Raw genomic sequence first — 10,873 nt, forward strand, 5'->3', positions numbered from 1 at the left:
GGGCTCGAGATGGCCACCACCACCGTCACCCCGTCCGCGCCGGGCCGGCGGCGTCGCACGCCGCTGGCCCGGCGGGAGGCCCGCTGGGCGTACCTCTTCCTGGCGCCGTGGATCGTCGGTTTCCTGGCGTTCACCGCCGGGCCGATGGTCGCCAGTCTCTGGCTCAGCTTCACCGAGTACGACGTGCTCAACGCGCCCCGCTTCAGCGGCCTGGACAACTACCGGCAACTCGTCGCCGATCCGCAGGTGGCGCGCAGCCTGGGCAACACCGTCTACTACACGGCGCTGCACGTGCCGCTGGTGATGGTGATCTCGCTCGGGTTGGCGCTGCTGCTCAAGCGCGTCGGCCGGCTCCAGGGCTTCTTCCGTACCGTCTTCTACCTGCCGGTGATGACCCCGGCGGTGGCGGTCGGCATCCTGTTCCTGCTGCTGCTCAACACGCAGGACGGCCTGATCAACCGTGGGCTGGCGCTGATCGGCATCGACGGTCCGAGCTGGACCACGGACCCGGACTGGGTGATGCCGGGCATCGTGCTGATGAGCCTCTGGAGCCTCGGCTCCACCGTGATCATCTATCTGGCCGCGTTGCAGAACGTGCCCCGTGACCTGTACGAGGCGGCCGACCTCGACGGCGCCGGCGGGTGGGCGCGGTTCCGGCACGTGACGCTGCCGATGATCTCCGGCGCGCTGTTCTTCACGTTGATCGTCAACACCATCGCGTCGCTGCAGATGTTCACCGAGGTCTACACCATGTACTTCGGCAACCGGCAGACCGCCGGTTCGTTCAGCAGCGACGCGGCGTCGTTCTATGTGATCCACCTGTTCCGCGAGGCGTTCCAGTTCCTGCACATGGGCTTCGCCTCGGCGATGGCCTGGCTGCTCTTCCTGATCATCCTGGCCATCACGCTGGTCCAGGTGAAACTCGGCAACCGGTTCGTCTACTACGAGGGGGAGGATCGGTGACCACGACGACCCGACCGGTGGAGGTCGGCACGGTGGTGGCGCCGGTGGCGTCGCCCCGCCCGGCGGGCCCGCCGGACGACGGTCGGCGTCCGCGCTGGCAGCGGCTGCTGTTCGTGCTCGGCCTGGCGACCGCCGCGGTGGTCTTCCTGCTGCCGTTCGTCTGGCTGGTCAGCGCCTCGCTGCGACCCCGGGAGTACGTCTTCGCGCCGGGCCTGTTGCCCACCCCGTTCGCGCCGGACAACTACGCCGCGGCGTGGGACGCGATGCCGCTGCTCACCTGGCTGTTCAACAGCCTGGTGGTCGGCGTGGCGGCCGCGGCCACCGCGACGCTGTCCAGCGCGTGGGTCGCGTTCGGCTTCGCGTACTTCCGGTTCCCCGGCCGCAACCTGCTGTTCGGCCTGGTGCTGGCCACCATGATGCTGCCGTTCGCGGTCACCATGATCCCGACGTACCTGATCTGGAACCGGCTCGGCCTGGTGGACACGCAGGTGCCGCTCTGGGCCGGCAACCTGTTCGGGTCCGCGTTCTACATCTTCCTGCTGCGCCAGTTCTTCCTGTCGCTGCCCCGGGAGTACTTCGAGGCCGCCCGGGTGGACGGGGCCAGCTATCCGCAGCTGTTCTGGCGGATGGCGTTCCCGCTGGTCCGCCCCGCGTTGCTGGTGGCGTTCGTGTTCGAGTTCAAGGCGAGCTGGACCGACCTGGTGAAGCCGTTGATCTACCTGCGCAACGAGCAGCTCTACACGCTGCCCCGGGGGCTCAAGGTGATCCTCGACCGGTTCGGCTACGGCGGCGAGCAGCAGTGGGAGATCGTCCTCGCCGGCAGCGTGATCGCCACCGTCCCGATGATCGTGCTGTTCTTCCTGGCCCAGCGGCACTTCGTCGAGGGCATCGCGACCACCGGCCGCAAGGGGTGAGCGTCAGACGTCGCGGGGCGCCCGCTTGGGGAACACGGTGTAGGCGAGCGGCCAGAACACCAGCCAGGCCGCCATGGCCAGGGTGAGCCGACCGGCCCAGGCCCACAGCTCCGCGGTCCGCTCGGCGTCGCCGACCAGCGCGACGCCGCCGAGCAGCACGGCGCAGGCGACCGCCCAGCCGAGCATGCCCTTACCCCACTCCCGCCACTCGTGCCGGGCCCGGGCCCAGCCGTGTCGGGGGGCCCGGCGCGGCGGCGGTCCGCCGGCGAACCGGTGGGCGAACCGCTCGTCGGCCCAGCGCACCATGCTGTGCCCGAAGGCGACGGAGAAGCCCAGATACGCGGCGGCGAGGCCGTGCGCGAACGTGGCGGTGCCCCCGCCGCGCAGGTCGATCATCGTGACGGCCAGCAGCACGAGGTCGACGGCGGGCACCGCGAGCAGCAGCGCGGCGCCCAGGCGGGGCCGCCGCAGCGGGTAACGGGCGACCAGCCCGGCGACCAGGAACAGCCAGAACGCCACCTCACAGGCGATGATCACTCCGACGAGCATGTGGCCTCCAGGTTTTAGTACGCTGTGCGACAACAACCGTAGCAACAGTCGTCCACCCGCCGCCGGAGGGGCCGTGCCCAAGATCGTCGACCATGACGCCCGCCGCGCCGAGCTGGCCGAGGCGCTGTGGCGGGTCGTCTACCGCGACGGCGTCGGCGCCGCCACCGTGCGCAGCATCGCCGCCGAGGCCGGCTGGTCGCCCAGCGCGCTGCGGCACTACTTCGCGACCCAGACCGAGCTGCTGGTCTTCGCCATGGAACACGTGATGGCCGAGGCGACCGAGCGGTTCACCGCCGGGGACCGCACCGGCCCCACCCGGCAGGTCGTCCAACGGATGCTCGAGGAACTGCTCCCGCTGGACCGGCAACGGGCGCGGGAGGCCGAGGTGTGGCTGCTGCTCGCCGCCCGGGTGCCCGTCGACCCCGCCGCCCGCGAGCGGATGACCGAGGCCGACGACGGCGTACGCCGGGCCGCCGAACTCGCCGTCGCGCTGCTCACCGGCGCGGACCCGGCCGACGCGGCCACCGCCGCCCGGCTGCACGCCCTGCTCGACGGCCTCACGCTGCACGCGTTGCTGCATCCCGACCGGATGCCGCCGGCCCGGATCCGCAAGCTGCTCGCCGCGCACCTCGACCAGCTCGCCGAGGGGTCGGACACCGGCGTCGGCGGATAGGGTCGCACCCGTGCGGACCAAACAGGAGCTGTCCACGGCGATCCGGGAACGACGGCGGGCGGCGTTGGTGGTCAACGCCCACTCCCGTCGGGGCCGCCGGCTCTACGACACCGTCCACGCGCGCCTGCGCACGGCCGGGTTCACGCTGCTCGGGGCGTACCCGGTGGACCGGCCGGGCGAGCTGGACCGGGTGCTCGCCGAGGCCGCCGACCTGGGCCCGGACCTGCTGGTCACCGGCGGCGGCGACGGCACGGTCGGCGCGGCGGCCCGGCTGCTCGCCCACCGCGACGTCGCCCTGGGCCTGCTGCCGCTGGGCACCACCAACAACTTCGCCCGCACCGTCGGCGTCCCGCTCGACCTCGACGCGGCGATCGCGGTGCTCACCGGCGGCAAGGTCATCGACGTCGATCTCGGCCTGATCGGCGACACCCGGTTCACCAACCACGTCGGGATCGGGCTGTCGGCCGACATCATGCTGACCGCGCCGCCCCGGCTGAAGCGCGCCGTGGGCCGCCTCGCCTACCCGCTGACCGCGCTGGGGCTGCTGACCCGGCACCGCCCGCTGCGCGTGACGGTGCGCGCCGAGGGGCGGGACCACGCGTTCCGCACCCACCAGGTGTACGTGGCCAACGGCGGTTTCCACGCCGGCCGGCCGATCACCGCCGACGCCAACGCCGACGACCGGCTGCTGGTCGCGTACCCGGTCGGTGGGCCGAGCCGGCGCGGGCTGCTGCGCGACACGGCCCGCAACGCGGCGGCGGGCCGGCGTCGCACGCTGCGCGACGAGCCGTTCCTGGCCGTACGTCAGCTGTGGTTGGAGACCGACCCGCCGGCCCGCATCGAGGTCGACGGCGAGCCGTACGGGCGGACGCCGGTGCGCATCGGCCTCGACCCGAACGCGCTGCGGCTGATGGCGCCCGCGGACAGCCCGGACCACTGACCGGCCGCGGCCTCGACGTGCCGGCCGCCGACGCCGGGAGTAGCGTGCGACGCGGAAAACTCAGCGAGGAGGTTCGGACCGTGCAGCCGACGATCGTGGACGTGCCCACCCCTGACGGGACGGCGGACGCCTACCTGCTCCGGCCGGACTCCGGCGGCCCGTTCCCGGCCGTGCTGCTGTTCATGGACGCGTTCGGGCTGCGGCCCCGGCTGGCCGAGATGGCCGCGACCATCGCCGATCGGGGATACGTCGTGCTGGTGCCCAACCTGTTCCACCGCGCCGGCCCCGCCGCGCCGGTCGACACGTCCGCGCTGGCCGACGCCGACCGGCGCGCCGAGCTGTTCGCCCGGCTCGGCCCGCTGATGGCCGCGCTGACACCGGACGCGGTGGCCCGGGACACCGCCGCCTACCTCGACTTCCTCGCCGCCCAGCCGGACGTCGCGCCCGGCCCGGCGGCGATCACCGGCTACTGCATGGGCGGCACGAACGCGTTGCGGGCGATCGAGGCCCACCCGGACCGGATCGCCGCGGTGGCCGCCTTCCACGCCGGTCACGTGGTCAGCGACGCGCCCGACAGCCCGCACCGGGGCGTCGGCGCGGTGACCGGCGAACTCTACTTCGGTCACGCCGACCAGGACGCGTCGATGACCGCCGAGCAGATCGCCACGCTGGAGCAGGCGCTGGACGCGGCCGGCGTCACCTACCGCTCGGAGGTCTACCGGGGCGCCCGCCACGGCTACACGCAGGCGGACACCCCGATGTACGACGAGCAGGCCACCAAGCGGCACTGGGCGGCCCTGTTCGACCTGCTAGACCGCACTTTCCCGGGCTGACCCGGCCGGTCGGCGCGGCCACAATGGGGTGGTGGAGACCGACCTGTTGCCGATGATCGCCGCCGAGCGGCGTCGCACGGCCGACCTGATCGACTCGCTCACCCCGGCCCAGTTGGACACGCCCAGCCTCTGCCAGGCGTGGACCGTCCGGGAGGTCGCCGGTCACCTGGTGTCACCGCTGGTCTCCACGCCGTGGCGCCTGCTGCCACTGCTGGTCGGCGCCGGGTTCCGGCCGCACGTGGCGAACGCGCGGCTGGCCCGCCGGGTGGCCCGCCGGCCGCCGGGCGAACTGGCCGCCGCGCTGCGGAAGCACGCCGACCACCGGTTCCGCCTGCCGGTGGTCGGCTGGCCCGGCCAGCTCACCGGCCTCCAGGTGCACGGGCAGGACATCCGCCGGCCGCTCGGCCTCCCCGCCGACCTGGACCCGGAGCGGCTGCGCATCTCGCTGGACTTCCTCACCGGTGGCCGGGCGGTCGGGTTCGTCGACCGTCGGCGGGTCGCCGGGCTGCGCGTCGAGGCGACCGACCTGGGCTGGTCGGCCGGGGACGGGCCGGTGGTGCGGGGCCCCGGCGCCGCGCTGCTGCTCGCGCTGACCGGCCGCCGGGTGGCGCTGGCCGACCTCACCGGGGACGGCGTGGCGCGGCTCGCCGCCCCCTGACCGGCCTCAGCGGGCACAGGCCACCGGCGCGCAACTGGCACCTGCCATCCCCGTCCCCGGCTGGCTAGCGTCGGCCCATGGACGCCGATCACACCGCCGCGGCCGATCGCTTCGCCGCGCTGACCACCGCCCACGTCGCCGACGCCTGCCTGCGGGCCGGCGTCGCGGTCCGGTGCGCCCCGGCCGCCGTACGCCCGGTGCTGACCGGGCGGCGTCTGGCCGGGCGGGTCCGGCCGGCCCGGCACGCCGGCAGCGTCGACGTCTTCCTGGAGGCGATCGACCGGGCCGAGCCGGGGGACGTGCTGGTGGTCGACGACGGCGGTCGCACCGACCGGGCCTGCGTCGGGGACCTGGTGGCGTGGGAGGCGCGGGCCGCCGGCCTGGCCGGCCTCGTGGTGTGGGGCGCGCACCGGGACACCGCGGACCTCACCGTCGTCGGGCTGCCGGTGTTCAGCCTCGGCGCCACGGCGAGCGGGCCGCTGGAGCTGGACCCACGGCCGGCCGGCGCGTTGGACGCGGCGCGGGTCGGGCCGTGGACGGTCGACGGCGGTGATCTGGTGCTGGCCGACGACGACGGTGTGCTCTTCGTGCCGGCCGACCGGGCCGGGGAGCTGTTCGACCTGGCCGGGTCCATCCGGGACACCGAGCGGCGGCAGGCCGACCGGATCCGGGCCGGCCGGTCGCTGCGGGCGCAGGTCGGGTTCGACGACTACCTGACCGCCCGTGCGGCGGACCCGACGCTGACGTTCCGGGCGCACCTGCGGGCGGTCGGCGGCGCGATCGAGGAGTGACCGCTCAGCCGCCGCGTGCCCACAGCGCCAGGCGGACCCGGTTGGGGCTGCCGGTCTTCGCCATCAGGCTGGTGATGTGGGTCTTCACCGTGGTCACGCCGATGTGCAGCCGCTCCGCGATCTCGGTGTTGGCCAGCCCCTCCGCGACCAGGTCGAGCACGTCCTGCTCGCGGGCGGTCAGCCCGGCCGACCGCCGGGGCGTGCCGGCGCGGGCGTGCACCGCACGCTGGACCAGCCGGCGCAGCACCTCGGGGCTGAACGGGCTGTCCCCGGCGGCGGCCCGGCGGAGGCCGTCGAGCAGGTCGGCCGGGGGCGCGTCCTTGAGCAGGAAGCCGCAGGCGCCGGCGGTCAACGCGGGATAGAGGTGGTCGTCGTCGCCGAACGTGGTGAGCACCATGATCCGGGTGGCCGGCCGGTCGGCGAGGATCCGGCTGGTCGCGGTGATCCCGTCGACGCCGGGCATCCGCAGGTCCATGACCACCACGTCCGGTCGCAGCCGGGCGGCGGCGGCGATCGCGTCGCGGCCGTTGTCGACCTCGCCGACGACCTCCAGGTCGGGCTGCGCGTCGCAGAGCATCCGCAGGCCGGCGCGGATCAGGTGCTGGTCGTCGGCCAGCAGCACGCGGATCACGCCGGCTCCGGCGCGGCCGGCCGCGGCCCCGGCGCCACCCGGGCGGGCCGGTCCCTGGCGCCGCCCGGCGGCAGCACCGTCCGCACCCGCCACCCGTCGCCGGTCGGCCCGGCCTCCAGCCGCCCGCCGAGCACCTCGACCCGCTCCCGCATCCCGACGATCCCGTGGCCGCCGCCGACCGGCACCACGGTCGGCGCCGCGCCGCGCCCGTCGTCGGAGACCGCCCAGTGCACCGCCCCGTCGACCATCGACACGCTCAGCCGGGCCCGGGCCGTCGCGCCCGCGTGTTTCGCCACGTTCGTCAACGCCTCCTGGGTCAGTCGCAGCACCGCCTGGCCGCGGACCGCGTCCAGGGTGCCGATCGCCGGGTCCACGTCGGCCTCCACGGTGACCCCGGCCTGCCGGGCCCGGTCCACGGTCACGCCGAGCGCGGCCGGCAGCGCCGTCGGATCGATCGCGGTCAGCGCCGCGTCGCCCCGGACGCCGTCCGGGTCGCGTAGCACCGCGACCAGCCGGCGCAGGTCGGTCAGCGCGGCCGTGCCGGTGCGGTGCACGTCGTCGAAGACCGCGCCGACCCGCGGGTCGAGGTCCGGCAGCACGTGCCGGGCCACCCCGACCCGCAGCACCATCGACGCGACGTGGTGGGCGATCACGTCGTGCAGCTCCCGGGCGATCGCGGCCCGCTCGTCGGCGCGTGCGGCCCGGCTCTCCGACTCGCGTCGGCGCTGCTCCGCCACGGCCCGTTCCTCGGCCTGCCGGCCGAGTTCCCGGGTGGTCCGCACGACCAGGCCGATCAGCAGCGGCAGCCCGACGGTGACGGCGAGGCCGAGCAGGCCGGTGAGCACCTGCCGGACCGGGGCCCCGATCAGGCCGGTCAGGTCGACGGCGGCCAGCAGCCCGGCGCCCAGCCAGAACGTGCGGGGCCGCGCGGCCCGCATGGTCAGCTCCAGCAGCGCCCAGCTCGCCCCGACCTGGTTGATCATCACGTCGTCGACGAGCGGGAACGCGACCGCCAGCAGGGCCGACTGGAGCAGCAGGTTCAGCAGCGGCCGGCGGTGACACAGCAGCGCCAGCACGAACGCGCCGATCGCGAGGACCCACTGCGTCGTCGTCGCCCCGGGCCGGCCGTGCACGCCGACCACCAAATAGGCGACACCGCTGAGATTCAGCAGCAGTCGGCGCGCGAGCGTGTCACTTGCGTCGAGCAGCCGACCCACCCAGCCCACGACGTCAGCCTAGGCAACCGGTGCGGCCGGGGCCACCACCACGGCCCGCCGCCGCCACCCGGCCCGCAGTCCGAGGTGGACGGCCAGCCCGAGCGGGCCCAGCAGGATGGTGAGCACCAGCACCGGCGCGGCGAGCAGCGCCGGGATGCCCCGCTCCCGGCCGTCGCGCCAGATCCACCGCCCGACGAACAGGTCGAAGCCGATCATGTGGGCCCAGGCCGCCGCCGCGCCGCTGTCGGTGCCGAGCAGGTCCCGCACACCGTCCAGGGTGGGCAGTGCCACCACCGGCAGCACCGTGCCGAGCGCCGGCAGCACCAGGATCGCGTAGACCAGCAGGACCGGCGCCACGATCAACGGCGAGTCGACGATCCGCGCGGTCCACGACCAGCGGGGCGCCACGATCATCAGCGCCCAGAACGGCGCGGCGAGGGCGAACGTCAGCCCGAACAACGTGGCGGCCATCAGACCAGCACCGCCGTGGCGTGGTCGGACCGGCGGGCCAGGACCAGGCCGGTGGCCGCCGCGGTGGCGGCCACCAGCGCCCCCGCCGCGGTCAGCGTGATCTCGTCCGGCCGCAGCAGTGGCTGCCCGCGCAGCGCCTGCGCGGTGGCCAGCAGCGTCAGCCCGGCGTAGGCGAACCCGCCGACCAGCACCAGCCGGGCCCGGACCAGCTCGTCCAGGCGGGCGCCGAGGAACCGGTCGAGCAGGATCGCCAGCAACGGCAGCGCCTGCAACGCGTGCAGCCCGATGAAGTGACCGACCCGCAGGTCGCCGCCGGTGGTGCTCCAGCCGACCACCGGCAGCCCCGGGCCGCCGTCCGGCACGCCGACGCTGTGCGCCCCGGTGATGCCGGCGGGCGTGCCGTCCGGGTGCTGGGTCAGCATCGGGAACGCGACAAGCATGCCGAGCAGCGACACCGCGAGCCCGGCCCGGATCGCGTACCCGCCGGCGCGGTCCGGCAGGGGCCGGCGGGCCAGGACGACCGCGAGCACGACCTGGGCCAGGAACAGCACCGTGATGGCCGTGCCCATGACGTTGTAGAGCACCGTGTCCAGCGGCGTGCCGGTGTTGAAGTGGCTGGTGGTGCCGCGCAGCACCTGGAGGACGATGAGGACCATCTCCAGCACCGCAGCGGCCACGATCACGGTGACCGCCCGTTCGGTGAGCCGGCTGCGTCGGGGCAGCAGGGAGAGCATCCAGGCCAGGGTGCCGCCGTAGAGCGTGAGCGAGACCGCGAACTTCAGCGGCTTGAGCCAGACCGGCGCGCCGGTGAGCACGCGGGGATCGGTGACGAGGCCGATCGCGGCGACGACGGTCAGCGCCGCCATCATGGACACGAGGAGCAGCAGGGGGCGGGGCCAGCCGGCCGCCCGGTTCCGTACGGTAGTCATGTCTGTAGATGCTCGCGGCCGGCGAGGGTGGTCGCGCCCGACCGGGGGTCACGGTCGCGGCCACCGGTCCGAGCCGGGTCTCCTCCCGGGGTAGGAGGAGGCGCTCAGTCGGGCAGTCGGGGCATCTCCACGCCCGGGTCGCGGCCGAGCAGCACCCCCCGGGTCAGCGCCCGTGCGCCGAAGCGGTCCCGGACGGCGTCGACGGCGGCGTCCAGCGCCGGCCCCGGCTGGGCGGTGAACGGCAGGGTGAGCTGGGTGTGCCCGGCGTCGAGGTTGGCCACCGAGACGCCCAGCAGGGTGATGCCGCGTTGCTCGATCTGCGGCAACGCGGCGCGCAGCAGCGCCCGGGCGGTGGCCCGCAGCGGGGCGGTCTGCGCGGTCGGCTTGTCCAGCGTGTGCGAGCGGGTGGCCCGGGTGTAGTCGGCGAACCGCAACCGCAGCGTCACCGTGCGGCCGGTGCGCCGGGCGTCGCGCATCCGCCCGGTCACGCGGTCGACCAGGCCGGCCAGGACCGCGTCCAGCTCGGCGGGGGAGTGCGGCTCGCGGCTCAGCGCGTGCTGCGCGCCCATCGAGGAGCGGCGGCGGCCCACCTGCACCGCGCGTGGGTCGCGGTTGTGGGCGAGGGCGTGCAGGTGCCGGCCGGCGCCGCCGCCGAGCAGCGACACCAGGGTCGGCTCGTCGAGCCGGGCCACCTGCCCGACCGTACGGATACCGCGCTCGCGCAGCTTCGCGGCGGTGATCGGGCCGACGCCCCACAGCCGCTCGACCGGCAACGGGTGCAGGAAGGCCAGCTCCCGCGCCGGCTCGACGACCAGCAGGCCGTCCGGCTTGGCCACCCCGCTGGCCACCTTGGCCAGGAACTTCGTGCGGGCCACGCCGACCGTGATCGGCAGGCCGACCTGGCGGCGGACCCGGTCGCGCAGCTCGGCCGCGATGCCGGCGGGGGGCCCGACCAGCCGCCGCAGCCCGCCGACGTCGAGGAACGCCTCGTCGATGCTGATGCCCTCGACCAGCGGGGTGGTCTGCCGGAAGATCTCGAACACCGCCCGGCTGGCGGCCGTGTACGCGGCCATCCGGGGTGGCACCACGATCGCCTCCGGGCAGAGCCGCCGCGCCTGCCGGCCGCCCATGGCGCTGTGCACGCCCCGCGCCTTCGCCTCGTAGCTGCACGCGAGCACCACGCCGCCGCCGACGATCACCGGCCGGCCGCGCAGCCGGCTGTCGTCGCGTTGCTCGACCGAGGCGTAGAACGCGTCCAGGTCGGCATGCAGGATGGTGGCCTCGCCCGACACCCGACCATCTTC

General features: G+C 74.8%; 13 protein-coding genes. 7 read left to right on the top strand and 6 right to left on the bottom strand.

Annotated elements, in window-relative coordinates; translation table 11 throughout:
• The first annotated feature begins 9 nt into the window (after nucleotides 1-9).
• Both ACIA6B_RS29040 and ACIA6B_RS29045 read left to right on the top strand, forming a co-directional pair.
• Nucleotides 10-963: a carbohydrate ABC transporter permease gene (locus tag ACIA6B_RS29040; protein WP_396778172.1), complete on the top strand. Its 954-nt coding sequence runs from the start codon at nucleotides 10-12 to the stop codon at nucleotides 961-963.
• Complete coding sequence (locus ACIA6B_RS29045) at nucleotides 960-1,877, top strand: carbohydrate ABC transporter permease (RefSeq protein ID WP_396778174.1); 918 nt, start codon at nucleotides 960-962, stop codon at nucleotides 1,875-1,877. The genes ACIA6B_RS29040 and ACIA6B_RS29045 overlap by 4 nt, the downstream gene beginning before the upstream one ends.
• 3 nt (nucleotides 1,878-1,880) lie before the next feature.
• Here the strand turns inward: ACIA6B_RS29045 and ACIA6B_RS29050 are convergent, their stop codons facing one another.
• On the bottom strand, nucleotides 1,881-2,426 hold the full coding sequence (locus ACIA6B_RS29050) for a hypothetical protein (RefSeq protein ID WP_396778176.1): 546 nt from the start codon (nucleotides 2,424-2,426) through the stop codon (nucleotides 1,881-1,883).
• Nucleotides 2,427-2,499: 73 nt separating this feature from the next.
• Here ACIA6B_RS29050 and ACIA6B_RS29055 point away from each other — a divergent pair, with 73 nt between their 5' ends.
• The 5 genes from ACIA6B_RS29055 (at nucleotide 2,500) to ACIA6B_RS29075 (ending at nucleotide 6,321) form a co-directional block, all read left to right on the top strand.
• A complete protein-coding gene (locus ACIA6B_RS29055) occupies nucleotides 2,500-3,099 on the top strand; it encodes a TetR/AcrR family transcriptional regulator (RefSeq protein ID WP_396778178.1) in 600 nt (199 codons plus the stop codon).
• Between the two features lie 10 nt (nucleotides 3,100-3,109).
• Nucleotides 3,110-4,039 (top strand): diacylglycerol/lipid kinase family protein, encoded by a 930-nt coding sequence (locus ACIA6B_RS29060; RefSeq protein WP_396778180.1) that lies wholly within the window; start codon nucleotides 3,110-3,112, stop codon nucleotides 4,037-4,039.
• Nucleotides 4,040-4,119: 80 nt separating this feature from the next.
• Complete coding sequence (locus tag ACIA6B_RS29065) at nucleotides 4,120-4,872, top strand: dienelactone hydrolase family protein (protein ID WP_396778182.1); 753 nt, start codon at nucleotides 4,120-4,122, stop codon at nucleotides 4,870-4,872.
• A gap of 31 nt (nucleotides 4,873-4,903) precedes the next feature.
• Nucleotides 4,904-5,530 (top strand): maleylpyruvate isomerase family mycothiol-dependent enzyme, encoded by a 627-nt coding sequence (locus ACIA6B_RS29070; RefSeq protein ID WP_396778184.1) that lies wholly within the window; start codon nucleotides 4,904-4,906, stop codon nucleotides 5,528-5,530.
• A gap of 77 nt (nucleotides 5,531-5,607) precedes the next feature.
• On the top strand, nucleotides 5,608-6,321 hold the full coding sequence (locus ACIA6B_RS29075; protein WP_396778186.1) for an RraA family protein: 714 nt from the start codon (nucleotides 5,608-5,610) through the stop codon (nucleotides 6,319-6,321).
• A 4-nt stretch (nucleotides 6,322-6,325) separates the two neighbouring features.
• Here ACIA6B_RS29075 and ACIA6B_RS29080 read toward each other — a convergent pair whose 3' ends face one another.
• The 5 genes from ACIA6B_RS29080 to dinB all read right to left on the bottom strand — a co-directional run bounded on the left by ACIA6B_RS29080 (nucleotide 6,326) and on the right by dinB (nucleotide 10,861).
• Nucleotides 6,326-6,952, bottom strand: coding sequence for a response regulator transcription factor (locus tag ACIA6B_RS29080; RefSeq protein WP_281941476.1), 627 nt, complete (start codon nucleotides 6,950-6,952; stop codon nucleotides 6,326-6,328).
• Nucleotides 6,949-8,178 carry a sensor histidine kinase gene (locus ACIA6B_RS29085; protein WP_396778188.1) on the bottom strand — a complete coding sequence of 410 codons (1,230 nt, stop codon included), beginning with the start codon at nucleotides 8,176-8,178 and terminating at the stop codon, nucleotides 6,949-6,951. Before ACIA6B_RS29085 ends, ACIA6B_RS29080 begins: the two co-directional genes overlap by 4 nt.
• Before the next feature lie 9 nt (nucleotides 8,179-8,187).
• A complete protein-coding gene (locus ACIA6B_RS29090) occupies nucleotides 8,188-8,640 on the bottom strand; it encodes an ABA4-like family protein (RefSeq protein WP_396778190.1) in 453 nt (150 codons plus the stop codon).
• Nucleotides 8,640-9,569: a hypothetical protein gene (locus ACIA6B_RS29095; protein ID WP_396778191.1), complete on the bottom strand. Its 930-nt coding sequence runs from the start codon at nucleotides 9,567-9,569 to the stop codon at nucleotides 8,640-8,642. Before ACIA6B_RS29095 ends, ACIA6B_RS29090 begins: the two co-directional genes overlap by 1 nt.
• Before the next feature lie 104 nt (nucleotides 9,570-9,673).
• A complete protein-coding gene (gene dinB / locus ACIA6B_RS29100; protein WP_396778193.1) occupies nucleotides 9,674-10,861 on the bottom strand; it encodes a DNA polymerase IV in 1,188 nt (395 codons plus the stop codon).
• Between the last annotated feature and the right edge of the window lie 12 nt (nucleotides 10,862-10,873).

This window comes from Micromonospora sp. NPDC051141, from assembly GCF_044455765.1.
GTDB lineage: Bacteria > Actinomycetota > Actinomycetes > Mycobacteriales > Micromonosporaceae > Micromonospora.